22 protein-coding genes and 1 tRNA gene are annotated in these 24,189 nt (G+C 72.0%); 14 read left to right on the top strand and 9 right to left on the bottom strand.

The window, feature by feature from the left end:
* Positions 1 to 143 precede the first annotated feature (143 nt).
* From ACX80N_RS11995 to hrpA, 11 genes are all read left to right on the top strand, one after another.
* Positions 144 to 704, top strand: a complete 561-nt coding sequence (locus tag ACX80N_RS11995) for a hypothetical protein (protein WP_459339567.1) — start codon at positions 144 to 146, stop codon at positions 702 to 704.
* Positions 705 to 715: 11 nt separating this feature from the next.
* Entirely contained in the window at positions 716 to 1,576 is an 861-nt protein-coding gene (locus ACX80N_RS12000; RefSeq protein WP_459339568.1) for an FAD:protein FMN transferase, read from the top strand.
* Positions 1,573 to 3,084 (top strand): FAD-dependent oxidoreductase, encoded by a 1,512-nt coding sequence (locus ACX80N_RS12005; protein ID WP_459339569.1) that lies wholly within the window; start codon positions 1,573 to 1,575, stop codon positions 3,082 to 3,084. The genes ACX80N_RS12000 and ACX80N_RS12005 overlap by 4 nt, the downstream gene beginning before the upstream one ends.
* Before the next feature lie 91 nt (positions 3,085 to 3,175).
* A tRNA-Arg gene (locus ACX80N_RS12010) sits at positions 3,176 to 3,248 on the top strand.
* A 119-nt stretch (positions 3,249 to 3,367) separates the two neighbouring features.
* Positions 3,368 to 4,090 (top strand): DUF4129 domain-containing protein, encoded by a 723-nt coding sequence (locus tag ACX80N_RS12015; protein ID WP_459339570.1) that lies wholly within the window; start codon positions 3,368 to 3,370, stop codon positions 4,088 to 4,090.
* Positions 4,087 to 4,590 carry a hypothetical protein gene (locus tag ACX80N_RS12020; protein ID WP_459339571.1) on the top strand — a complete coding sequence of 168 codons (504 nt, stop codon included), beginning with the start codon at positions 4,087 to 4,089 and terminating at the stop codon, positions 4,588 to 4,590. The genes ACX80N_RS12015 and ACX80N_RS12020 overlap by 4 nt, the downstream gene beginning before the upstream one ends.
* Entirely contained in the window at positions 4,587 to 5,594 is a 1,008-nt protein-coding gene (locus ACX80N_RS12025) for an AAA family ATPase (protein WP_459339572.1), read from the top strand. Before ACX80N_RS12020 ends, ACX80N_RS12025 begins: the two co-directional genes overlap by 4 nt.
* Positions 5,587 to 6,969 carry a DUF58 domain-containing protein gene (locus tag ACX80N_RS12030; RefSeq protein ID WP_459339573.1) on the top strand — a complete coding sequence of 461 codons (1,383 nt, stop codon included), beginning with the start codon at positions 5,587 to 5,589 and terminating at the stop codon, positions 6,967 to 6,969. Before ACX80N_RS12025 ends, ACX80N_RS12030 begins: the two co-directional genes overlap by 8 nt.
* On the top strand, positions 6,966 to 7,490 hold the full coding sequence (locus ACX80N_RS12035) for a hypothetical protein (RefSeq protein ID WP_459339574.1): 525 nt from the start codon (positions 6,966 to 6,968) through the stop codon (positions 7,488 to 7,490). The genes ACX80N_RS12030 and ACX80N_RS12035 overlap by 4 nt, the downstream gene beginning before the upstream one ends.
* A gap of 173 nt (positions 7,491 to 7,663) precedes the next feature.
* Entirely contained in the window at positions 7,664 to 8,671 is a 1,008-nt protein-coding gene (locus ACX80N_RS12040) for a helix-turn-helix transcriptional regulator (protein ID WP_459339575.1), read from the top strand.
* 46 nt (positions 8,672 to 8,717) lie between these two features.
* The gene (hrpA, locus tag ACX80N_RS12045; RefSeq protein WP_459339576.1) at positions 8,718 to 12,752 is read left to right on the top strand and encodes an ATP-dependent RNA helicase HrpA; all 4,035 of its coding nucleotides are present in this window, start codon (positions 8,718 to 8,720) and stop codon (positions 12,750 to 12,752) included.
* A gap of 7 nt (positions 12,753 to 12,759) precedes the next feature.
* Here hrpA and ACX80N_RS12050 read toward each other — a convergent pair whose 3' ends face one another.
* The 3 genes from ACX80N_RS12050 to ACX80N_RS12060 all read right to left on the bottom strand — a co-directional run bounded on the left by ACX80N_RS12050 (position 12,760) and on the right by ACX80N_RS12060 (position 15,048).
* Entirely contained in the window at positions 12,760 to 13,185 is a 426-nt protein-coding gene (locus tag ACX80N_RS12050) for an HIT family protein (RefSeq protein WP_459339715.1), read from the bottom strand.
* Between the two features lie 227 nt (positions 13,186 to 13,412).
* Positions 13,413 to 14,240 (bottom strand): sulfurtransferase, encoded by an 828-nt coding sequence (locus ACX80N_RS12055; protein ID WP_459339577.1) that lies wholly within the window; start codon positions 14,238 to 14,240, stop codon positions 13,413 to 13,415.
* A 148-nt stretch (positions 14,241 to 14,388) separates the two neighbouring features.
* A complete protein-coding gene (locus tag ACX80N_RS12060; protein WP_459339578.1) occupies positions 14,389 to 15,048 on the bottom strand; it encodes an MBL fold metallo-hydrolase in 660 nt (219 codons plus the stop codon).
* A gap of 80 nt (positions 15,049 to 15,128) precedes the next feature.
* Here ACX80N_RS12060 and ACX80N_RS12065 point away from each other — a divergent pair, with 80 nt between their 5' ends.
* The 3 genes from ACX80N_RS12065 to ACX80N_RS12075 all read left to right on the top strand — a co-directional run bounded on the left by ACX80N_RS12065 (position 15,129) and on the right by ACX80N_RS12075 (position 16,900).
* Entirely contained in the window at positions 15,129 to 15,602 is a 474-nt protein-coding gene (locus ACX80N_RS12065; RefSeq protein ID WP_105030196.1) for a Fur family transcriptional regulator, read from the top strand.
* 127 nt (positions 15,603 to 15,729) lie between these two features.
* Positions 15,730 to 16,275 (top strand): MarR family winged helix-turn-helix transcriptional regulator, encoded by a 546-nt coding sequence (locus tag ACX80N_RS12070; RefSeq protein ID WP_459339579.1) that lies wholly within the window; start codon positions 15,730 to 15,732, stop codon positions 16,273 to 16,275.
* 85 nt (positions 16,276 to 16,360) lie between these two features.
* Positions 16,361 to 16,900 carry a MarR family winged helix-turn-helix transcriptional regulator gene (locus ACX80N_RS12075; RefSeq protein ID WP_459339580.1) on the top strand — a complete coding sequence of 180 codons (540 nt, stop codon included), beginning with the start codon at positions 16,361 to 16,363 and terminating at the stop codon, positions 16,898 to 16,900.
* Here ACX80N_RS12075 and ACX80N_RS12080 read toward each other — a convergent pair.
* The 6 genes from ACX80N_RS12080 to guaB1 all read right to left on the bottom strand — a co-directional run bounded on the left by ACX80N_RS12080 (position 16,897) and on the right by guaB1 (position 24,069).
* Positions 16,897 to 17,799: a metal ABC transporter permease gene (locus ACX80N_RS12080; protein WP_459339581.1), complete on the bottom strand. Its 903-nt coding sequence runs from the start codon at positions 17,797 to 17,799 to the stop codon at positions 16,897 to 16,899. The genes ACX80N_RS12075 and ACX80N_RS12080 overlap by 4 nt on opposite strands.
* A 2-nt stretch (positions 17,800 to 17,801) precedes the next feature.
* Entirely contained in the window at positions 17,802 to 18,641 is an 840-nt protein-coding gene (locus tag ACX80N_RS12085; RefSeq protein ID WP_105030192.1) for a metal ABC transporter ATP-binding protein, read from the bottom strand.
* Between the two features lie 81 nt (positions 18,642 to 18,722).
* Positions 18,723 to 19,706, bottom strand: coding sequence for a metal ABC transporter solute-binding protein, Zn/Mn family (locus ACX80N_RS12090; RefSeq protein WP_459339582.1), 984 nt, complete (start codon positions 19,704 to 19,706; stop codon positions 18,723 to 18,725).
* 92 nt (positions 19,707 to 19,798) lie between these two features.
* Positions 19,799 to 20,887: a hemolysin family protein gene (locus tag ACX80N_RS12095; RefSeq protein WP_459339583.1), complete on the bottom strand. Its 1,089-nt coding sequence runs from the start codon at positions 20,885 to 20,887 to the stop codon at positions 19,799 to 19,801.
* On the bottom strand, positions 20,884 to 22,332 hold the full coding sequence (locus tag ACX80N_RS12100; RefSeq protein WP_459339584.1) for a hemolysin family protein: 1,449 nt from the start codon (positions 22,330 to 22,332) through the stop codon (positions 20,884 to 20,886). The genes ACX80N_RS12095 and ACX80N_RS12100 overlap by 4 nt, the downstream gene beginning before the upstream one ends.
* A gap of 285 nt (positions 22,333 to 22,617) precedes the next feature.
* The gene (gene guaB1 / locus ACX80N_RS12105) at positions 22,618 to 24,069 is read right to left on the bottom strand and encodes a GMP reductase (RefSeq protein WP_459339585.1); all 1,452 of its coding nucleotides are present in this window, start codon (positions 24,067 to 24,069) and stop codon (positions 22,618 to 22,620) included.
* Positions 24,070 to 24,189: the final 120 nt, after the last annotated feature.

Here is a 24,189-nt window from a genome sequence, read left to right on the forward strand (position 1 = left end):
GATTCCCGCGACAGTCCGACGCGCTGCAGGCAACGAATGAGGCAGTGGGACGTTGGACAGTGCAGGCATGTTGGTTCGAGCTTCAACCTTCCCTCGGTGCGGACCCCCTCCGCCCGGTCCCCGGCGACCTCCAGGAGCACCCAGTGACCCCTCGCACGACCGACCTCCCCGCGGCCGCCATCGGACGCGCACCGGGTGCCCTGCCCCGGCGTGTCCTGACAGCGCTCGCCGCCGTCTCGATCCTCGGCGCGGCCGGCTGCGCGGGCGCGGAGGCCGAGACCCCGACGGTCGAATCGCCGGCCGCCGAATCACCGACCGCCGAATCACCGGCCGCGGAGTCGCAGGCGGCATCGGCCCCGGCGGAGACGCCGGCCGCCGCCGGGGCAGGCGACGCCGCGGCCGACCAGTCCTACGAGGACGGCACCTACACCGAGACCGGCACGTACCAGTCCCCCGCCGGCAGGGAGGAGGTCGGGGTGACACTCACGCTCGAGGCCGACGTCGTCACCGCCGTGGAGGTGGAGCCGATGCCGAGCAACCCGACCACCGAGACGTACCAGGGACGGTTCGCCGGCGGGATCTCGGACACCATCGTGGGCCGGAAGCTCGACGAGCTCTCCGTCGACAAGGTGGCCGGCTCCTCGCTGACCAGCGGCGGCTTCAACGAGGCGACGGACAAGATCAAGAGCGAAGCCCGGCTGTAGGCGGATCGCACGTGGCGGACTCCTTCGGCTTCGACGCGATCGGCACCCGCTGGCGCGTCGACACGAGCGCGCCCCTCGCACGGGGGGAACGGGACGGGCTCCTGCGCCTCGCCGAGGAGTACGACGCGCTGTACTCGCGCTTCCGCGAGGACTCGGGCATCACGGCGCTCGCGGTGTCGGGAGGGTTCCTCGCGCTGCCCGGACACGGAGCGGCGCTCGGCCGGCTCCTGCGGACCCTCCACGACCTCACCGGCGGTGGGGTCTCGCCACTGGTCGGCGAGCGCCTCGCTGCGCAGGGGTACGACGCCGGGTACTCCTTCGTCCCCACGCAGGAGCCCGCACCCGCCCGCGCGTGGGACGGGCTCCTGGAGTGGACGGCCGACGGCGTCACCCTGGCCGGGCCGGCCCTCCTCGACGTGGGGGCCGCGGGCAAGGGCCAGCTCGTCGACCTCATGCTGGCCCATCTCGTGGCCGGGGGCCACGAGGACGCGATCGTGGATGCCAGCGGGGACATGCGGCGCACGGGGGCAGGCTCCATCACCGTGGCGCTCGAGCACCCCTACGATCCGACGTCGGCCATCGGAACCGTGCGCCTGGGGAGCGGGGCGCTGTGTGCGTCCGCGTCCAACCGCCGCGTCTGGGGCGACGGACTGCACCACGTCCTCGACGGGCGGACGGGGCGCTGCGTCGACACCGTCGTCGCGACGTGGGTCCTCGCCCGTGACGCCATGACGGCCGACGGCCTGTGCACGGCCCTGTTCGTCGCGGACCCCGCGGACCTCGCGCCGGTCTTCGACTTCGACTACGTCCTGATGTACTCGGACGGACGCGCCCGCACTTCCGCCGCACTCCCAGGAGCCCTGTTCCCATGATTCCAGCACTCGACGGCCTGCTGGGCCGTATGACCATGTACCGGCTGACGCTCGCCCTGCTGCTGGTGCTGGGCGCCGAGGCCTTCGTCCTGTCGCTGGCCGGACTCCTCGCCTACACACCGGCCGAGCTCGGCGGCACGCTCGCCGCCGCCGTCGGAGGGACGATCATCGGGACGCGCCTGATGGCCCTGATCCTGCGGCTGCGGCCGCACGGCGAGTCCTCGCTCATCACGGGCCTGATCCTGTTCCTCATCCTGTTCCCGTCGAGCACCGCCGCAGGACTGGGCGGGATCCTCGTCGCCGGCGTGGCCGCCGGCGCCTCGAAGTTCCTCCTGGCCGTCCGGGGACGCCACATCGTCAACCCCGCCGCGGCGGGCGCCGTCGTCGCCACCCTGCTCGGCGTCGGCGCGGCCGCCTGGTGGGTCGCCAACCCGTACATGCTGCCCGTCGTCGCCGTGGGGGCCGCCCTGCTCCTGTACCGGACGCGGAAGCTGTCGATGGCCGCGGTGTTCCTCGTCGTGGCCCTCGGCATCCTGCTGGTCGGCCTGGTGCAGGGCGGCATGACGGCCGTCGCCGGGCTGCAGCTCGTGCTGGCCTCCTACCCCGTCCTGTTCCTGCTCGGCTTCATGATGACCGAGCCGCTCACCCTCCCCCCGCTGCGGTGGCAGCAGTGGCTCTTCGCCGCCATCGTGGCCGGGGTGTTCGCGCTCCAGCTGTCGGTGGGTCCGGTGTTCCTCGGCCCCGAGTTCGCGCTGGTCATCGGCAACACCGTGGCCTTCCTGATGGGCCAGCGGCGGGGCGTGCGGCTGGCGTTCACGGGCTCTCGGCAGCTCACGCCCACCAGCACCGAGCTCGTCTTCGCGCCGGCCAGGCCCGTGCGGTTCCGCGCCGGCCAGTACATGGAGCTGAGCATGCCGCACCGCGGTGCTGACAGCCGCGGCAGCCGCAGGGTCTTCAGCATCACCTCCGCGCCCCAGCAGCATGACGCCGTCACCTTCGGGCTGCGCACCACGGAGGCGGGGAGCTCCTTCAAGAAGGCCCTGCTCGACCTGCCGAAGGACGCCCGCGTCACGGGCACGGTGGTCGGGGGTGATTTCTGCCTGCCGCGCGACCCGTCCGTCCCCCTGCTGCTCGCCGCCGGCGGCATCGGCGTGACACCGTTCATCAGCCAGCTGCGGGATCTCGCCGCGCGGGGCGAGGAGCGCGACGTCGTCCTCGTCTACGTGGTCAGGGGCGCGCAGGAGATCGCGTTCCGCGACGAGCTGTCCGACCTGGGGACGCGCGTGGTGCTCTTCCTGCCCGCGGGAGCCGATGTGCCCCCACTGCCCGAGGGGTGGGTGCACGCGGGGTCGGAACCGACGGCGGAGGACCTCCTCGCCGCGGTGCCGGATCTTCCCGGGCGGACCGTGCTCGTCTCGGGATCGCCGCGGTTCATCGGGGACTTCCGTTCCACGGTGCGCTCGGCCGGGGTGTCGCGGGTGCGGACGGACGCCTTCCTCGGCTACTGACGCCCCGGATCGGGGGCCCGGCGTTTCACCCACCCGACCGGCACCTGCTAAGCTCGACGAGTCCCTAACGGGCACGGTCATCCCCGTGTTCGCCTTCGTAGCTCAGGGGATAGAGCGTCTGCCTCCGGAGCAGAAGGTCGTAGGTTCGAATCCTATCGAGGGCACCCGAGACTCACGCAGAGTCCACCGCCGTCGGCCACCAGGCCGGCGGCGGTTCTGCTTTTGGTAGGCTCCACAGGACGCGGCCCCGCGGGCCGCACTGGCACCGACCGGCGGGGGAAGCGTGGGGACGAAGGGCAGGTTCCGCCTCGGCGCCCCCGCCTCCCTCCTGACCGTGCTCATGCTCGTCCTCGCGGTGCTCGCCGCAGGCTTCATGGGTGATTTCTCGGCGGACCCCGTGGTGGATCCGTCCTCCGCCGTCGGGCAGGAGCGCACGCCCGCCCCGACGGCCCCGGCCACCTCCGAACCACTGCCCGACGGCGAGCGCCTCGAGATCGGCGGGGACTGGGCCGTGGCGGCCCTGCTTCTCCTGGTGACCGCAGGGCTCGCGCTCCTGGTGAGGTTCCTGCTCCGGCTCCGCACCCGACGGACGGTCGAGGAGGGCCCGCTCGAACGCACGGACCTGCAGCGGCAGGACCTCCCCGCACTCGCCTCCGACGCCCTCCCCGCCTGGACGGCGGACTCGCACGCACTCCTGGCGGAGGGGACGGACACCTCCGACGCCGTCATCCGGTGCTGGCTCGCCTTCGAGCAGCTCTGCACCGCGGCGGGCACAGGGCGGACACCGGCACAGACGACGACGGACTTCGCGACCGCCGCTGCCGCCGCCCTCGGTCTGCCCGTCCGGCCGCTGGCGACCCTCACGCGCCTGTACCAGCGGGCCCGCTTCGGCCGGGCCGGCACCCCGCTGCCGCTCGACGACGGCGACCGGGACCTCGCGACCGCCGCCGTCGGGGAGCTCGCGGCGGCCCTCCGCGCCCGTCGCACGGCAGCGGGCGCGGGATGAAGCGCTCGGCGTGGGCCATCACGGCGGTCCTGGTGGGGCTCGCCGTCGCCGCGGGATGGTTCTTCGGCCTCGACAGCCGCCACGCCGTCGCGCTCGTCGGGGCGGCGCTCGCCGCCGGCGTGGCGAACGGGCTCCTCGAGGCCGTGGACGTCCGGCGGGTCGCCCTCCCCCCGCTCCCCGATCCCGTCCTGGGGATCGCCGACCTGCAGTCCCTCGAGTTCTCGCTGGCATCGACCGACCCCGGCGCCCGCGCCGTCCTCGAGGTGCATGCCCTCGCCGAGATGGTCGCAGCGGCACGTCCGCACGCTCCACGGAGCGATGCCCTCGTCGCCTTCGCCGCGCGGTCCCGACCCCTCGCGCCGACCTCCCGCGAGCTCCGCTCCCTCGTCGACGAACTCGAACGGCTCGTCCGACCGGCGCCCGCCGCGGGCTCTCCCGCGGCACGGCCCGCGATGGACCCCTCCGCAGCACCGACCGCACACCACCAGGAGATCCCATGACCGCCGCCGACGTCGACGGGCCTTCAGCCCCATCCTTCCCGGACCTCGGCCCCGAGGACGCGGCCCGCGTGGGCCGGGAGATCCTCGCCCGCACGGGCACCGTCGTCGTCGGCGCAGAGCAGGCCCTGCGCCTGGCGCTCGCGGCCGTCCTCGCCGGCGGCCACGTGCTCTTCGAGGACCTCCCGGGGCTCGGGAAGACCCTCGCGGCCAAGACCCTCGCGCAGGCGCTCGGCCTCGACTTCCGCCGCCTGCAGTTCACGCCGGACCTCCTGCCCTCGGATGTCACGGGGTCCTCCATCTTCGATCCGGCGACGCGGACGTTCGAGTTCAAGCCGGGGCCGATCTTCGCGGGGCTGTTCCTCGCCGACGAGATCAACAGGACCTCCCCGAAGACGCAGTCAGCGCTGCTGGAGGCGATGGCGGAGGCGCAGGTGTCGGCGGAGGGCGCCACCCTGCCGCTGCAGCGTCCCTTCCACGTGTTCGCGACGTCGAACCCGGTCGAGTTCGAGGGCACGTATCCCCTGCCGGAGGCTCAGCTGGACCGCTTCCTGGTCCGCCTGCGGTTCGGGTATCCCGGCCCGGGCGGCGAGCAGGACATCATCGCGCGGCGCCTCGGCCGGCGGCGGGACGAGACCCGGGTGGAGAGCGTCACCACGGCGCAGGGCCTGCTGCGCCTGCAGGCCGCGGTGGAGTCCGTGGGCGTCGACGACGACGTCATCGACTACGCGGTGCGGCTCACCGCCGCCACCCGCAGTCATCCCGCCGTCGAGGTCGGCGCCTCACCGCGCGGGTCCCAGGCGCTGGTCCTCCTCGGCCGGGCCCTCGCGGTCCTCGACGGCCGCACCTTCGTCCTCCCCGAGGACGTGAAGGAGGGCGCGGTGGCGGTCCTCGCCCACCGGCTCACCCTCACGCCGTCGTCGTGGGCGCAGGGGGTGGCCCCGGAGAGGGTGGTGCGGGACGTGCTGGCCGAGGTGCCCACGCCGTCGACCGTGCCCCGTGGCTAGGGCCGGGACCGGCCGGTCCCCCGTCGAGGCCCTGGCGCTCATCCTGGCGCTCGTGTGCATCGTCGCGGGACTCGTCGCCGGTCGGCCCGACGCCGTCGCCCTTGCAGCACCGTTCGCCCTGCTCGCGCTCGCCGGCCGTGCCGCGCCCGGAGGCGGGGAGGAGCCTCCCGTGCGGATCTCCACCGATCCACGGACGCAGGGCTCCCGCCTCCGCCTGCTGCTCGCACCGCCGGCAGCCGGCGGCGGGCCGTCGGGCGGCCTCGTCGCCACCACCCTGGCCGCTCCCGGGTGTCCGCCGGACGCCCTCGTCCTGAGGTCCGACGAGGAGTGTCCGCTGCTGGTGCGTGCACCGCTCTCGGGTGAGGCGGACGTCCTGTCCTACGGGGCCGCGGGCTTCACCGCGGACCTCGCGGTGTCCTCGCCCTTCGCGCCCGCCCCGCCCGTCCGCGTCAGCATCCTCCCGCCGATCGGCGAGCCCCTTGCGCGTCCCGTCTCGCGACGGCTCGTGGGCCTCGCTGGCACCCATGCATCCAGGCGCGCGGGCGACGGCGGGGAGCTGCGATCGATCGCGCCGCTGCAGCCCGGCGACGCCCTACGGCGTATCGACTGGCGTGCCACCGCGCGCCGCTCGGCGGACCAGGACAGGCTCATGGTGCGACGCTCCTTCGCCGACGCGGAGGCGTCCGTCCTCCTCGTGGTCGACCAGGCGCACGACCTGCCGTCGTCGACCGCCGACTGGTTCACCGCGGGACCGCGCCTCTCCGCCGGATCCCTCCATACGGCACGGGCGGCGGCGACGACGGTGGCGGCGTCGTTCGTCGCGGGCGGTGACCGGGTGGGTCTCGACGACCTGTCGGGCACGCGGCGGGCGCTGCGCTCGGCCGGTGGAGCCCGGCACCTCGAGCAGATCCGCGTGCGGCTGGCAGGGACGTCCGTGGTCCCGCGACGACGACGAGGCCGGGATCCCGTGCCGCCGCAGGGCTCCGTGGTCGTGGTGTTCTCGGCGTTCCTCGATGCCGAGCCTGCGCGCCTGCTCCGCCTCTGGCACGCTCAGGGCCATCTCGTCGCCGGCGTCGACTGCGTGCCGCCGCTTGTCCACGACGCGACGACGACGGCTCAGACCCAGGCCGTGCAGCTCACGCTGCTCCGGCGTCACCTGCTCCTCGAGGACCTGGGGAAGGAGGGCATCCCGGTCTTTTCCGGTGCTTCGGCGGTCGTGGGCGTTGCGGCGGACGCACACCTCCCGGACAGGGGCGGACCGGACCTCGAGACCGGCCTCCGCCTGATGGCCAGGCAGTCGGGTCGACACGGCGGCGGCGCTGCGCAGGGCGCTGCCCGAAGACCCGGACGCGCGGACGATGGGACGACCCCATGAGGCTGTTCCCCGCGGCGCGAGGAGCAGGGGTCGCCGCCGTGCCCGACCGCGGCGGTCTCATCCCGTTGACCGTGGTGCGGGCGGCGACGGCGCTCACCGCGGTCCTGCTCGGCATCGTGGTGTGGAACGGGTCCGTGTGGGTCGTCGTTCCTGTCGCGGTGGCGGCGGCCGCCGCTGTACTCCCGTCGATCGGTCTGGTCTTCGTCTCCCTGCTGCTCCTGGTGGTGGCGTACGCGGTGAACATGCCTGCCGGGTCGCCGTGGCTCCTGGTCTTCGTGGCCGGGCTCCATGCCGTGTTCGTGCTGTACGTCCTGCTCCTGCATCTTCCGCTGCGGGGGTGGGTCAGCGTGGCTGCGGTGCGCGAACTCGTGCGGTCCTTCCTTCGCGTCCAGGTCATGGCGCAACCGATCGCACTGCTCGCGCTCTGGGTGGGCGACGCCGGGCAGAGCCTTCCGGTGGTCGCGGTGGGCGTCGCGGCGTTCTGCTGGTGGACGTTCCGGCTGGCGGTGAGGCGCCCGTAGTGCGGTGTCCGTCCCGACGGATCAGCCGTCGGGGGGTTCGGCCCGCCGGGAGCAGCGTGGCCCCGAGGTCACATGGTGTGGCGGTCACGACAACCGACGGTCGGCACGGCGATTCCCTCGAGCAGCAGTGATCCAGGACAGTTCCTGTCCGCCGGTCGTCGTACCGTGGGAGCATGATCGAGACCTCGGCACGGTTGCTGCAGCTCCTCTCGCTCCTCCAGCTGAGGCGGGAGTGGACCGGCCCGGCCCTCGCGCAGCGCATGGACGTCACGGAGCGCACCGTCCGCCGGGACATCGGCAAGCTCCGCACCCTCGGCTACCCGATCAACGCGTCCCCCGGCGTCGCGGGCGGCTACCAGCTCGGCGCCGGCGCGCAGCTCCCGCCGCTCCTGCTCGACGACGACGAGGCGCTCGCCGTCGCCATCGGCCTCACCGCCGTCACGGCCAGTCCCGTCTCCGGCGTCGGGGAGGCCTCCGTCCGTGCCCTCACCAAACTGGAGCAGGTGCTGCCGCCCCGCCTGCGTCCCCGCTTCTCGGGACTGCGCTCCGCCGTCACCCGCATGGCGGCCGCGAGCACGCCCGTCAATCCGGAGGTGCTCACCGCGTTCTCGGCGGCCATCACGGAGCGGCGGTGCGTCGCCTTCCGCTACGACCGGCACGACGGCGAGTCCTCACGACGCATCGTGGAGCCCTACCGCCTCGTGGACACCGGGAGGCGCTGGTACCTCGTGGCCTTCGACCGCTCGCGCGAGGACTGGCGGACCTTCCGCGTCGACCGCTGCCAGAGCGTCCCGGTGGCCCGCGACCGCTTCCTGCCCAAGCCGCTGCCTGCGGCCGATCTCGCCGCCTACGTGCAGGAATCCATCACGCGCTCGCCCTACTCCTACGACGCCGTCATCCGGTTCCACGCACCGCTGCACGAGCTGGAGTCACGTGTCCCCTCCAGCACGGGCACCCTCGAGGCCGACGGCGAGCACGCGACACTGCTCCGGGCCGGCTTCGATTCGCTCGACTTCCCCCTCGCGTACCTGGCGAGCTGGGACATCGACTTCGAGGTCCTCGAGCCGGCCGAGATGCGCGAGCGTGCCGTCGTCGTCGCCGACCGCCTCCGCCGGTCGGCGGGTACTCCCGCCGCCGCACACACGGGCGCCGCCGTCGACCAGGAGCCCAGCCCTCGGTGAACGCCCGCCTGCGGTCCGGCGCGAGCAACTAGACTTGCAGGCAACCATGACACTGACTATCTCCTACCCCGCGGACCTCCCTGTCTCGGAGCGCCGGGCAGACATCATGGCCGCGATCGCGGCCAACCAGGTCACCATCATCGCCGGTGAGACCGGGTCCGGGAAGACGACGCAGATCCCCAAGATGTGCCTCGAACTCGGGCTCGCCGAGCGCGGGCTGATCGGCCATACCCAGCCGCGGCGCCTCGCCGCGCGCACGGTCGCCGAGCGCATCGCCGAGGAGCTGCAGGTGCCGCTCGGCGAGGAGGTGGGCTATCAGGTCCGCTTCACCGGGTCGGTGGGCCGCAGGACGAAGATCAAGCTCATGACGGACGGCATCCTGCTCGCCGAGATCCAGCACGACCGGATGCTGCGCAAGTACAGCACCATCATCATCGACGAGGCGCACGAGCGCAGCCTCAACATCGACTTCATCCTCGGCTACCTCCGGCGGATCCTGCCCGAACGGCCGGACCTGAAGGTCATCATCACCTCGGCCACGATCGACCCCGAGCGCTTCGCCGCCCACTTCGCCGCCGACGCCGCCGTGGAGGACACCTCCCCCGCGCCGATCATCGAGGTCTCCGGGCGCACCTATCCCGTGGAGATCCGGTACCGGCCGCTCGACCAGCCACCGGGCGGGCTCGACGACGGCGACGGCGGGGCCGACAGCGAGCTCGAGGAGGAACGGGACCCGCTGGACGCCGTGTGCGACGCGGTGGACGAACTCTCCCTCGAGGCGCCCGGTGACATCCTCGTGTTCTTCTCCGGCGAGCGCGAGATCCGCGACGCCGCCGACGCCCTGCGCGCCCGGATCCAGTCGACTCAGCGCCTGCGCGGCACGGAGGTCCTGCCCCTGTTCGCGCGACTGTCGCTCGAGGAGCAGCACCGCGTCTTCCGTCCCACGGGCAGCCACCGCCGGATCGTGCTGGCCACGAACGTCGCCGAGACATCGCTCACCGTGCCCGGCATCAAGTACGTGATCGACACCGGGACGGCGCGCATCTCGCGCTACTCCCACCGCACCAAGGTGCAGCGCCTGCCGATCGAGCGCGTGTCCCAGGCGTCCGCGAACCAGCGCTCGGGCCGCAGCGGCCGTGTCTCCGACGGCATCGCCATCCGCCTCTACTCGGAGGAGGACTTCGAGTCGCGCCGGCCCTTCACCGAGCCGGAGATCCTGCGTACGAGCCTCGCGGCGGTCATCCTGCAGATGGCCGCCATGGGCGTCACGCGCAGCCCGAAGGACATCGCCGAGTTCCCGTTCGTCGAGCCGCCCGAGACCAAGGCGATCAACGACGGCGTCGCCCTGCTGCGCGAGCTCGGGGCGCTGAAGGACGACGGCGGCCTCTCCGCCGTCGGACGCAAACTGGCGCAGCTGCCCGTGGACCCCCGGCTCGGGCGCATGATCGTCGAGGCCGGGGCGCGCGGTGCCGTGAAGGAGGTCATGGTCCTCGCCGCGGCGCTGACCATCCAGGACCCGCGCGAGCGGCCCTCGGCCGACCAGCCGGCGAAGCAGCAGCAGGCAGCCGAGAAGCACAAGCGCTTCGTCGACGAGAACTCGGACTTCACCGCCTATCTCAACCTGTGGCGCTATCTGCAGGAGAAGCAGGACGAGCTCTCCTCGACGCAGTTCCGGAAGCTGTGCAAGGCCGAGTTCATCAACTACCTCCGCGTCCGCGAATGGCAGGACCTCTTCCAGCAGCTGCGCCAGCTCGCCAAGCCGCTCGGCATCACCCTGCCCGCCGGTCCCGTGGACCCCGTGGGCCTGCACGAGCAGATCCACGTGAGCCTGCTCTCGGGCCTGCTCAGCAACATCGGCCTGTACGACCAGCGCAAGCGCGAGTACGCCGGAGCCCGCGGGACGCGCTTCGCCGTCTTCCCCGGGTCCGCGCTGTTCAAGAAGTCGCCCGACTGGGTCATGGCCGCCGAACTCGTGGAGACCTCACGGCTCTGGGCCCGCGTCGTCGCGCGTATCGATCCCCTGTGGGCCGAGCAGGTGGCACCGCACCTCGTGAAGCGCACCTACAGCGAGCCGCACTGGTCCCGGAAGATGGGCTCGGTCATGGCGTACGAGAAGGTCACGCTGTACGGCGTGCCGATCGTGCCCCAGCGCCGTATCAACTACGGCAGGATCGACCGCGAGGTGGCCCGCGAGCTGTTCATCCGGCACGCCCTCGTGGAGGGCGACTGGAAGACGCACCACACCTTCTTCAGCCGCAACCAGGCCCGCCTCGCCGAGGTGGACGAGCTCGAGAACCGCCTGCGCCGTCGGGACCTCCGGGTCGACGACGAGACGCTCTTCGAGTTCTACGACCAGCGCATCGGCGCCGACGTCGTCTCGGAGCGGCACTTCGACTCCTGGTGGAAACAGGCCCGCCAGGACCACCCGGACCTGCTCGACTTCGACCCCGAGAAGCTCCTCAGCGAGGACGCGGCCGAGCTCGACGAGTCCGCCTTCCCGAACGTGTGGCACCAGGCGGGCTTCGAGCTGCCGCTGGCGTACGAGTTCTCACCCCTGACACCGGGCGCGCACGACGGCGTCACGGTCACCATCCCGGTCCTGTTCCTCAACCAGCTGGACGCGAAACCGTTCCGCTGGCAGATCCCCGGCCAGCGTGTGGAACTCGTGACGGCCCTCATCAAGTCCCTGCCGAAGCAGGTCCGGAAGAACTTCGTGCCTGCGCCCGACGTCGCACGGACCGTGGTGGCCGCCCTCGCGTCGGACTTCGACCCTGCCCAGGACGACCTCGAGACGGCCCTCGAACTCGCGTTGCGCCGCCTGCGCGGACACATCATCCCGCCCGGATCGTGGAACTGGTCGGCCGTGCCGCAGCACCTGCTGATGATGTTCCGGATCGTCGACGCCGGCGGACGCGTGCTGGACGAGTCCCGCGACCTCGAGGCGCTCAAGGAGCAGCTCGCCCCCGCGGTCAGCCGCGCCATCGCGCAGTCCCTCGGGGCGACGCCGGGCAGCACGCGGCCCGCGGCCGGCCCCGGTCGGGGTGGCCGCGGAGGCCGTACGGGTCCCGCCGGGCGGGATGACGGACGGCCGGCGTCCACCCGCGGCGGACGCGGTGCTCCTGCAGCCGAGGCGCCCCGGACGGGCGGGCACACCGCGGCCGCACCGGCGTCGCGGGGCGGCGTCGCCGTGGCCGAGGCCCCCGCCGTCGCCGAACGCACGGGCGAGAAGGCATGGGCCTTCGGCAGTATCGAGCGCGAGGTCTCGCGCACCGTCGCCGGCCACCGCGTGACGGGCTTCCCTGCCGTCGTCGACGAGGGCACCTCCGTGGGCCTGAAGGTCTTCCCCGACGCGGGGCAGCAGGCGACGGTCATGCGCGCCGGGGTCATCCGGCTCCTGTCGCTGCGCATCCCGAGCCCGGCGAAGTACGTGCTGGAACACCTCAGCAACACCGAGAAGCTGACGTTCAGCCAGAATCCGCACGGCAGTGTCGCGGAGCTGATCCGTGACTGCTCGCTCGCCGCGATCGACAAGCTGGTGCCGGAGGAGCTGCCCTGGACGGAGGAGGCCTTCGACCGGCTGTACGAGGAGGTCCGGGCCGAGCTCATCGACACCGTGTTCACCGTGACGGCGACGGTCGAGCGCGTGCTCTCCAGCACCCGTCGGATCCAGAAGCAGCGCAAGGGCACCACGAGCCTCGCGCTGATCACGTCGCTCAACGACGTCCGGAGCCAGATCGAACACCTCGTGTACCCCGGGTTCGTGGCGGCGACGGGCTATGCGCAGCTGGCCCACCTCCCCCGGTACCTGAGGGGCATCGAGGTACGGCTCGAGAAGCTGCCCACGAACGTGCAGCGCGACGGTCTCGGCACCGCGGTGATCCAGCGGCTGGAGGACGAGTACGACGACGCCGTCGCGTCCCTCGCCGCCGGCCGGCACCGCCCCGCGGCACTCAGGCGGGTCCGCTGGATGATCGAGGAGCTGCGCATCAGCCTGTTCGCGCAGGACCTCGGCACGGCCTACTCCGTCTCGGAGAAGCGCGTGCGGACGGCCCTGAACGAGGCGCTCGCCGCGACGCGGTAGGGGCCGGCTACCCCGGCACGTGGGCGCCGTGCCCGGCGTCCCGCAGGGCCGCGCGCAGCTCCTCGGCCGCGCGGTCCATGGTGGTGGGATCCGGGGCGACGTCGACACGCTTGACGTCGAAGTCCTGCGGCGACTGCGTGGGCCACACGTGCACGTGCAGGTGGGGCACCTCGTAGCCTTCGAGGAGTACGCCCACGCGCCTGGCGCCGAACGCCTGCTCCTGGGCCCGGCCGATCGTCTGCGCGACAGCCATGACCTTCGACAGCGTGTCGGCGTCGGCGTGCAGCCAGTGCTCGATCTCCCGGCGCGGCACCACGAGCGTGTGGCCCGGCGTGATCGGGGCGATGGTCAGGAACGCGACGACGTCGTCGTCCTGCCAGACGAAACGGCCGGGCACCTCGCCGTCGATGATCCTCGTGAACAGCGTGGGCATCGTTCCTCCTGGGGTGTCGGCCGGGGTTCCGGGTACAGGTTCGGGTGCGGTGTCGGCGGACGTCGCGCGCGGTGGGACGCCGTCCGCGGACGCGCTGGTGAGTCGGGCACCGCTGCGCAGGGGCGGCGGCGAGGGACGTCCTGGGGTCATGCCCCGACGCTACCCGAGCAACTCCGGGGCGGACCAGTTCCCCGTCCGCCCGGGAGCCGGAGGTGCCGGCCCGGCCGTCAGGCCCCCGTCGCGACGGGCAGCCCTTCCGTCGTGGACCACTGCGACCACGAGCCCGGGAACAGGGAGGCATCGATGCCTGCGATGTCGAGAGCCGCGATCTCGTGGGCGGCGGTGATGCCCGAGCCGCAGTAGACCGCGACGTGGCCGCGGTCGGCGCCGAGGGCACCGAAGCGGCGCCGGAGCTCGTCGGCCGAGCGGAACCGGCCGTCCTGACCGAGGTTCTCCGCCGTCGGGGCGCTGACGGCACCCGGGATGTGCCCGGCGATCGGGTCGACGGGTTCCTGCTCGCCGCGGAATCGTTCGCCCGCCCGTGCATCGAGCACGACGTCGACGGTCGAGGCGTCGAGGAGATCCGGGACCGAGACCACGGCCATGTGCCCCGCCGAGAGGTGCACCGAGCCGACGCAGTGCCGCTCCTCCCCGCCCTCGACGTCGAAGCCCGCGGCACGCCACGCCGCCAGGCCGCCGTCGAGCAGGCTGACCGACGCGAAGCCGGCGTTGCGCAGCAGCCACCAGAGACGGGCCGCGGCGAGGTTGCCGGAATCGTCGTAGGCCACCACGGTGTCGCCGTCGTTCAGTCCCCACTGCCGTGCCGCTTCCTGGAGGGCATCGGCGTCCGGCAGCGGATGACGGCCCAGCCCGGGACCGCCGGGAGCGCAGAGCTGGGTCTCCATGTCCACGTACACGGCGCCGGGGATATGGGCGGATCGGTAGTGGTCGTGACCGTGCGCGTCACCCAGCGTCCAGCGCACATCGAGCAGGATCGTCTGCGCGCCGGAGGTCATCCGGCCCTGCAGTTCCTGCACATCCATCAGAGTCTTCATCGAGATCTCCTGTCGGGACGGGCGGCCGGACCACGGCGGTCGCCGTGGCCGGCCCTGATGCAGGCCAGTCCACCACACGGCGCTTTCCGCACCAAGGACCCCGTACGCCGGAGCCCCGGGGGGTTTCACGCCACCGCGACCGTGTACGTCAGAGCTCGACGGTCTCCCCCGTGGCGAGATGCCGGAAGGTCGTGCCGTAGCGTTCCCCGAGACGCGTGACGTGGCCCTCGACGATGCCCAGGCCCGCCGCGTTCAGCAGCGCGTCGTGGATCTGGAACGCGCTGGGCGCCCCGACCGAGATCACGAAATCCACCACCTCCGCGAGCTTGGACCAGGGTGCATGGACGGGCACGAGCAGTGTCTCCACGTCGACGCCCTCCGGGACGACGAACGAGTCGCCCGGGTGGTAGAGCGTCCCCGCGACGAGGAAGCCCACGTTGGCGATCACCGGGACCAGGGGGTGGATCAGCGCGTGCTGGCCGCCGAACGTGCGGATGTCGAAGCCCGCGGCAGCGAACTCCTCACCGCCCGCCACGGCGTGGATCCGGTCCCCGGCGGCGTCACCCAGGCCGCGGGTCACGGCGTCGGCGACGCCCGGCGGACCCCAGAGCTGCACCGACACGTCCGCCGCCAGGCCGGCGACCACGCGGTCGACGTCGATGTGGTCGGGGTGCTCGTGCGTGACGAGGACGGCGTCCGCGCCCTCGAGGGCCTCCTCGACCTCGGAGAACGAACCCGGATCGATGACGAGCACGGACCCGTCCTGGTCGAGCCTCACGCACGAGTGCGAGTACTTGGTCAGCAGCATGCGCCCAGACTACCCGCGGGCGCGCTGATAATCTTGACTCTGGTCCAGGGCACCGCCAGCGCCCGCGGGAGGGGTAGAACATGACGCCTGAGGCGACATCCGAAGCAGTATCGACGCCGGGCACAGCCGGAGCGCAGCCCGTCCGCAAGGGGTCGGAGCAGCGCGTGACGCGTCAGCGCCGCGCCGTCAGCGCCGCCCTCGACGACCTCGACGACTTCGTCAGCACGCAGGAGCTCCACCGCCTGATCCATGACCGCGGGGAATCGGTCTCGCTCGCGACGACCTACCGGATCCTGCAGTCCATGGCGGACGACGGCCTCGTGGACGTGCTGCGCAGCGGGGACAACGAGGCGGTCTACCGTCGCTGCGCCGTCGAGCACCACCATCACCACCTGCTGTGCAGGAACTGCGGCAGGGCCGTGGAGATCGAGGCGCCCGCCGTCGAGCAGTGGGCCGCGCGGATCGCCGCCGAGCACGGCTTCACCGACACCGCCCACACCGTCGAGATCCACGGCCTGTGCCCGGAATGCTCGGCCCTGGCCGCCCGTCCCTGAGGGCGGCCCCCGGGTAGCAACCGGGCGATGACCGGTAGACGAGCCGGAGCGGACGCCTGTCAAGGGACCGCTGCCGGCACCTGCCCTCCCCCGACGGCAGTCCTCGCCCTCGGCTACGCTGAACCACGTGATACCTCCCGAGAACCCGGCCCCCGCCGCAGCGGATCGGGCCCCGGTGACGTCCGGGACGGACCACGACGCCGGCCACGTGAACCATCTCGACGCGCTGACCGACGCCGTCCGACGGTACCGGGACGCCGAGGGCGCCATGCGCGGCCGGAGCCGGGAGTCCATGCACCTCGGCAAAACGGACATGACGGCGCTGCGGCTCCTGCTCCGGGCGGGCCGATCCGGACGGCCCCTCAGCGCGGCCGCGCTCGCACGCGAGCTCGCGATCTCCACGGCGGCGACGACCGTCCTGGTCGACCGCCTCGAGAAGAGCGGCCACGCGGAGCGCCGCCGGAGCGCCACCGACGGGCGGGGCGTGGAGATCTGGCCCACGGCCTCCAGCGACGAGGAGGTCCGCTCGACCATGGGCGCACTGCACGAGCGCATGAAGGAGATCACGAACGCGCTGTCCCCCGAGGAGACCGCGGTGATCCACCGCTTCCTCGGGGACCTCGGGGTCGCGGTATCGGCGCTGGACTTCCCGTTTCCCGCCGCTGGAGGCTGAGGACCGGTACATCGGGTCGGTCGAACTCCAGGACCGATCCCGGGTAGCTAGAGAGGTTGACTACTAGATGCCCTAAGCTGTACTCATGATGACCTCGGACGCCCCGCAGGGAGCGGGTTACTGGTACCCGCCGTCCCGTGAGGGCGTGCCCGGCCGCGGTGCCACGGGCGTCGACGTCCTCAACGCCCTGAGGGCGTATCGCGTCCTGGAGAGCGACCTGCGCCGGCGCCTCAGCCAGAGGCTCAGTATCAACGAGACGGACCTCAACGCCCTGCGCCACCTGTTCGCCGCCTGGCAGCGCGACCAGACGGCGAGCCCGAAGGACCTCGCTCTTGCCCTGGGGATCTCGAGCGCGTCGACCACGCTCGTCATCGACCGGCTCGAGAGGGCGGGGTTCATCCGGCGCCGCCGCCACACCGTCGATCGCCGGGCCGTGATCCTCGAAGCCGGGGAGAAGGCGACGGCGGAGTTCCGCGCCGCCTTCGACATCGAGAAGCGCGGCGTGCTCGCCGCGGCGGACGGCCTGACCGACGACGAGACCGAGACGGTCACGCGGTTCCTGCGCAGCATGGAACAGGCGATCGCCGACGCCGTCGACCAGTCGGATCGTTCCCCCGAGCCCTAGCCCCCGGTCGGCGCCGTGACCGGTTCGGCGGACGAAGCACCGGACCTCCGCGATCCCCGCCTCGTCCTCCGCGCACCGACGAGGCGGCACACCAGGTAGATCACGAACGAGATCGTGGTGACATAGGGGCTGATAGGGATCCGTCCACCCAGTGCCAGGAGGATGCCGCCCACCACCGAGGTGCAGGCGAACAGGACGCTGAGCAGGACCACGAGCCCGGGCGCCGCCGTGACCTTCAGGGCAGCCGCGGCGGGCGTGATGAGCAGCGCGAGGACCAGCAGGGCGCCGACCACCTGGATGGACAGCGCCACGGAGATCCCCAGCAGCACCATGAAGAGGATCGAGAGCGCCCGGACGGGAACGCCGCGCGCCTCGGCGAGGTCGGCATCGGCGCTCGCGAAGGTGAGCGGACGCCAGATCGCGGCCAGGGCGAGGATGACGACGACGGCGCAACCCACCAGGAGGTTCAGCTGCACGTCGTCGACCGAGACGATCTGCCCGGTCAGCAGGCCGAACTTGTTGGCTGCGCGCCCCTCGTACAGGGCGAGGAACAGGATGCCGAGGCCCAGGCCGAACGGCATGACGACCCCGATGATCGAGTTCTGGTCCCGCGCCCGCATGCCCATGAGCCCGAGGACGAGCGCGGCGAGGACCGAGCCCACGAGGGAGCCGGCCACCACGTTGGCGCCGACGAGCAGCGCGAAGGCCGCCCCGGCGAAGGAGAGTTCGGCGATGCCGTGCACGGCGAAGGCGAGGTCGCGCATCATGACGAACGTCCCGATGAGCCCACCCAGCAGTCCGAGGACCGCCCCGGCGATCAGCGAGTTCCGGACGAGGGGCAGCAGCTGCGCGTAGTTGTCGAACGTGAAGACGGCGCCGACGATCTCGGAGAAGTCCATGGTCAGGCGCCCTCGTGGTGATGGGTCGTGGCATCGGGCAGGCCGACCACCACGATCCGGCCGTTGCTGTGGAGGACCTCCACGGGGCTGTCGTAGAGATCGGAGAGCACCTCGCTCGTCATGACGTCGGCGGGGGCGCCGACCCGGAACCTGCCGCCGGCAAGGTAGAGGACGCGGTCGACGTAGTCGATCACCGGATTGATCTCGTGGGTCACGAAGACCACCGCGCTGTTCCGCTCGTGGCACTGCCGGTTGATGAGCGAGCTCACCGCCTGCTGGTGGTTGAGGTCGAGTGACAGCAGCGGTTCGTCACACAGGAGCACGGTGGGCTCGGTCGCCAGGGCCTGGGCCGCGCGCAGTCGCTGCTGCTCACCGCCGGAGAGCAGTCCCACGGGGGCGTCGGCGTAGGCCTCGGCACCGACGTCGCGCAGGAGGCGGTCCACGCGCTCGCGGTACGCCCTGCCCCGCGTCCGCAGCCCCCACCGGTGACCGTCGACGCCGAGCCCCACGAGGTCGCGTGCGCGCAGCGGTGTCTCGGGCGGGAACGACTTCTGCTGCGGGATGTAGCCCAGGCTCCTGCTGCCCCGCGTGACGGGCCGGCCGTCGACGGTCGCGGTGCCGGCGGTGAGCGGCTGGAGGCCGAGCAGGACCTTCAGGAGGCTCGTCTTGCCCGACCCGTTGGGGCCCAGCACGGCCAGGAACTCGCCGGGCCGGACGTCGAGGTCCAGCCCCTCCCACAGGGTCCGCTGACCGAAGGAGAGCGCTGCGCCCCGCAGGCGGACAGCCGGCGGACGTGCCGACACGTCCGGTGCGGGCGCGTGCCGGGGCGTCGTCGAGGTCATGCGGGGCGGTTTCCAGTCTGTCGGGTGCAGGGTGGTGCAGGGCGGTGCGGGGGTGCTGCAGGGAATCGGGTGCCCGGATCCTCAGGACCCGAGCGCGGCCTCGATGCTATCCGTGGAAGCCGTCATCCATGAAACATAGTCCTCCCCGTCGGGCAGCGTCTCGGTGAATCCGAGGACGGGGAGTCCCGCGTCCTCGGCGACGGAGCGCACCGCCTCGGTCTGCGGTCCCTCCGTCTGCTCGTTGTACGCGAGGAAGGTGAGCGTGCCGCCCGCGACGAGCGTCGTCATCTCGTCGAGGACGGCGACGGGGACGTCGGTCTCCTCCTCGATGGCCTCGCCGAACTCCTCCGGCGTCACGTCCTCGAGGCCTGCGGCCTCCAGGAGGTAGGCGGGCACGGGCTCCGTCACGGCCACGGTGCCGCCGGGGCCGTCCGCCTTCAGCGCCGCGAGACGGTCCTGGACTGGCTGCAGAGCGGCGATGAAGGCATCGGCCCGCTCGCGGTAGGCGTCGGCACCGGCCGGGTCGAGCCGGCCGAGCTCCCCGGCGATGGCGTCGGCGAGCGCGACCATGGCGGGCGGGCTGTACCAGACGTGCTCGTTGAAGGCGCCGTGCGCGTGGCCCTCCTCGGCGTGTCCCTCTGCGGATTCCTCGGCGTGTTCCTCCGATTCCTCGGCGTGCTCCTCCGATCCCTCGAGCCCCGACAGCTCGACGGCGTTGAGCACGGACTCCACGCCCGTCTCCTCGGCGAGGCGCCCGAGGAACGGGTCGTAGCCTCCCCCGTTCTCGATCACGAGATCCGCCTCGGACACGGACAGCTTGTCCTGGACGGTGGCCTCGTACGAGTGGGGGTCCTGGCTGAGGCTGTCCACGATCGCGGTGACCTCCACCTCGTCGCCGGCGATCGTCGCGGCGATGTCCCCGTACACGTTGGTGGAGGTGACGATGCTCAGCCCACCGTCCTCGGCGGCGCCGGGCGCCTCCGAGGCGCCCTCCCCGCAGGCGGCCAGACCGAGCGCTGAGGCGACCAGGAGAGCTGGCACGGCGAGACGGCGGGAGAAGGACATCGGTACCTCGATCAGACTAATGAGAACTGTTTACGTTAGCCAGACGAGCATAGCTGAAACGCGAACGGTTCGCATCGTGCCGGAGCGGCGGCTCAGGTCATCGAGGCTGCGGTGCTGCCCCCGCCCTCCCCCGTCCTGCGGACTCCCTGGTTCTGGGTGGCGTCCCGGATCTCGCCGATGAGCTGCTCGATCACGTCCTCGAGGAAGAGCACGCCGCGGGTGGAGCCGTCGGGGCCCAGCACGCGCGCCAGGTGGGAACCGGTCCGCTGCATCACCGCGAGGGCGTCCTCGATCTCGTCCCCGAGTGAGAGATTCACCAGCGTGCGGACCTTGTTCTCCGTGATGGGCCTGCGGTACATGGACTGCGGCATGGACATGATGTCCTTCAGGTGCATGTAGCCGGTCAGGTTCCCGCCCTCGTCCACCATCACGAACCGTGAGAACCCGGTGCGGCCCACGGCGCGCTCGAAGTCCTCTGGCGTGGCGTCGGTGCGGACCGTCACGAGTTCGCCGAGGGGGACCATCGTGGTCTCGGCCGTCTGCCCGGAGAACTCCAGGGCGCTGGTGATCAGGCCGGACTCGTCGTCCACGAGTCCGCTCCTGGTGGACTCCTCGACGATCGACTGCACCTCCTCGAGCGTGTACGTCGAGGAGACCTCGTCCTTCGGTTCCACCCTGAGGGCGCGGAGGATGTGGTTGGCGGTCCAGTTCAGCGTGGAGATCACCGGGTTGACCACCCGCGCGATCATGACCAGCGGCGGAGCCAGCAGGAGCGCCGCCCGGTCGGCGACGGAGACCGAGATGTTCTTGGGCACCATCTCACCGAACGTCACGTGCAGGAACGTCACCAGGAGCAGGGCGAGCGCGAAGGCGACGCCGCCCACGAGCCCTTCGGGGAGCCCGACGGCCTCGAGGGGTACCTCGAGCAGGTGGTGGATGGCCGGCTCGGCGACCTGGAGGATCAGCAGCGAGCAGACCGTGATGCCGAGCTGTGCGCAGGCGAGCATGAGGGACACATGCTCCATGGCCCAGATGGTGGTCCTGGCCCTCTTCGATCCCTCGTCCGCCAGGGGCTCGATCTGGCTCCGGCGCGCGGACATGATCGCGAATTCCGCGCCGACGAAGAAGGCGTTGCCCATCAGGAGGATGACGAGCCAGACGATTCCTGCCCAGTCGCTCATCGCGCGTCCTTCCGGGTCGTGGTGCTGCCCGCGAAGGCGGGGCGGGCCGTGGCAGGGGGGATGGCGTCGTGGGAGCCGGTGCCCAGGGGCACCGGCTGGTGCTCCGGCACGACGGCCTCGTCGATCTGCCCGGCGCCCCCGCCCTCGGGGACGGGTGCCGGCCGGAACTGGACGCGGTCGATGCGACGGTTGTCCATGCGCTCCACCGTGAGGGTCCCGGCGGGCACCTCGACGGTGTCGCCCGGAGCCGCGACGCGCCCGAGCTCGGCCATGATGAACCCGGCCACCGTCTCGTACCCGGCTTCGTCCGGGACGACGAGGCCGGGGATCTGGACCGTGACCTCGTCGGGACGCAGGAGGCCCGGGAAGAACCAGTCACCCGCTGCGCTCTGCAGCACCCCGGGCTTGAGCTTGTCGTGCTCGTCCTTCACCTCGCCGACGATCTCCTCCACGAGGTCCTCGAGCGTGGCGACGCCGGCCGTGCCGCCGTACTCGTCCAGCACGACGGCGAGCTGGAGGTTGGCCTCCCGGAGCTCGCTGAGCAGCGAGTCCAGGTGCACGGTCTCGGGCACGCGCAGCACCTCGGTCATGATGGTCCCGGCGGGCAGTTCCGCGCGCTTGTGGCGCGGCACGGAGACGGCCTTCTTGACGTGCACCACGCCCCGGATGTCATCGGCGGACTCGCCGATGAGGGGGAAGCGCGAGTAGCCGGTCCGCCGAGCGGCCTCCACGACGTCGGCCACGGTCTGCTCGGAATCGATGACCTCCATGCGGATGCGCGGGGTCATGACGTCGGCCGCCGTGCGCTCGGAGAAGCTGAACGTCCGGGCGAGGAAGTCGGCGGTGCCCTGGTCCAGCGTGCCCATCTCCGCGGAGCGGCGTACGAGCGAGGAGAGCTCCGACGGCGTCCTCGCGCCCGAGATCTCCTCCTTGGCCTCGAGGCCGAAGACGTTGAGCACCTTGTTGGAGAAGCCGTTGAGCACGACGATGGCCGGCTTGAAGACGGCGGTGAAGACGAGCTGCGGACGCGCGAGCGCCCTGCCGACCCGGAAGGGCAGGGAGATGGAGAGGTTCTTGGGGACCAGCTCGCCGATGAGCATCGAGAGCAGGGTCGCCAGGATCATCGCGATGACGATCGAGGTCGAGGCCGTCAGCGCCTCCGAGAGTCCGAGGGCCGCGAGCGGGGTCTCCAGCAGCCGTCCGACCGACGGTTCCATGACGTAACCGGTCAGCAGCGTGGTCAGGGTGATGCCCAGCTGGCAGCTGGACAGCTGCGTGGAGAGCGATTTCAGGCATCGGAGCAGGGGCTCGGCCTTCGTGTCGCCCTCGTCGACCGCGCGCTGCACATAGGTCTGGTCGAGCGCGACGAGGGCGAACTCGACCGCCACGAAGAAGCCCGTCCCGAGGACGAGCAGCAGGCCGAAGGCCAGATAGATCCACTCCACCGCTACCCCACCTCCCCGGGACACCCGGGCAGGGCAGGCAGCGGGCCGCGTCTGAGGGGGTCCGCGGCGTCGGAGGAGAGGGCTGCTGCGTCGGAACCGGCATCGGCCGGGCGTTCCGCATCACAGGCAGGCAGCTGATGGGCAAGAGGTGAGGGTATGCCGGCGTCGAGCCGGCCCCTGGAAGGACTGTCCATAAGGTGTCCCAGTTTACCGGCTCGCGCCCGCCGCGGGCGGAGGACTTCCGCCGGGTCCGCCGCAGGCGCAATCGGACCCGGCCCGTGCGCCCTACCAGCTCTGCTGGAGCGGCCGCCCCTCCTCGTAGCCGGCGGCCGACTGCACGCCCACCACGGCGCGCTCCCGGAATTCGGCCAGCGACGCCGCGCCCGCGTAGGTCATGGAGCTGCGGACACCGGCGGTGATCGAGTCCAGCAGGTCCTCGACGCCGGGACGGGCGGGGTCGAGGTACATCTTCGACGTGGAGATGCCCTCCTCGAACAGGCCCTTCCGGGCGCGCGCGAAGACGTCGTCGCGCCGGGTCCGGTTCTGGACGGCGCGCGCCGACGCCATGCCGAAGCTCTCCTTGTAGCGGCGGCCGTTGCTGTCGGTCTGCAGGTCGCCCGGGCTCTCGTAGGTGCCGGCGAACCAGGAGCCGATCATGACCTGGCTCGCGCCGGCGGCGAGGGCCAGGGCCACGTCGCGCGGGTAGCGGACGCCGCCGTCCGCCCAGACGTGGGCGCCGAGTTCGGCGGCCGCCTGCGCGCACTCGTGGACGGCGGAGAACTGCGGGCGTCCGACGGCCGTCATCATGCGCGTGGTGCACATGGCGCCGGGGCCGACGCCCACCTTGACGATGGACGCCCCCGCGGCGACGAGGTCGCGGACGCCGTCGGCGCTCACCACGTTGCCGGCCACGATGGGGACCTTCGGATCGAGTCCGCGCACCACGGCGAGGGCGTCGAGCATCTTGCGCTGGTGGCCGTGCGCGGTGTCGACGACGAGGACGTCCACGCCGGCCTCGAGCAGCGCGGCCGCCTTGGCCCCGACGTCGCCGTTGATCCCGACGGCGGCGGCCACGCGGAGCCGGCCGGAGGCATCGAGCGCGGGATCGTAGATCGTGGAGCGGAGCGCTCCCGTGCGGGTGATCACGCCCTGCAGCACGCCGTCCCGTGCCACGGGGGCGAGCGCAGTGCGCGCGCCGTCGAGGTCCTCGAAAGCCTTCTGCAGCGCGGCGGCGGGGTCACCGTCGAACATGGACGCCTCGAACGCGGCCGGGGCGGCACGCATCACCGATTCGAGCGAGGCGAAGCGGTCCACCTCCTCGCAGTCCGCGGCCGACACCACGCCCACGCACGACCCGCCGTCGTCGACCACGAGGACCGCTCCGTGCGCGCGCTTGTGCATGAGGTGGAGCGCGTCGATCACGGTGTCGCCGGGCTGCAGCTTGAGGGGCGTCTCGAAGACGGGGTGCCGGCCCTTGACCCAGGAGGTGACCTCGGCGATCACCTCGACCGGCACGTCCTGGGGCAGTACGCCGATGCCGCCGCGGCGGGCGACGGTCTCGACCATGCGCCGGCCGGTCACGGCCGTCATGTTCGCGACCACGAGCGGGATCGTGGTGCCCGTGCCGTCGTCGGAGGAGAGGTCGACGTCGAAGCGCGAGACCACCTCGGACGCGCTGGGCACGAGGAAGACGTCCGAGTAGGTGAGGTCTGTGGTGGGCGGGGTGAGAAAGCGCACGGTTCTCCCTGGATCGACGGCCGGAGGGGCAGCCTGGTGGACGGCCGGGTGTACGGCCGCGAAGAGTCTAGTGCGTCGCCCCCCGCGGAGCACATCCGCCGGGCGCCCGCAGTATCGCAC

This window comes from Arthrobacter sp. MDT2-16 (assembly GCF_054510925.1).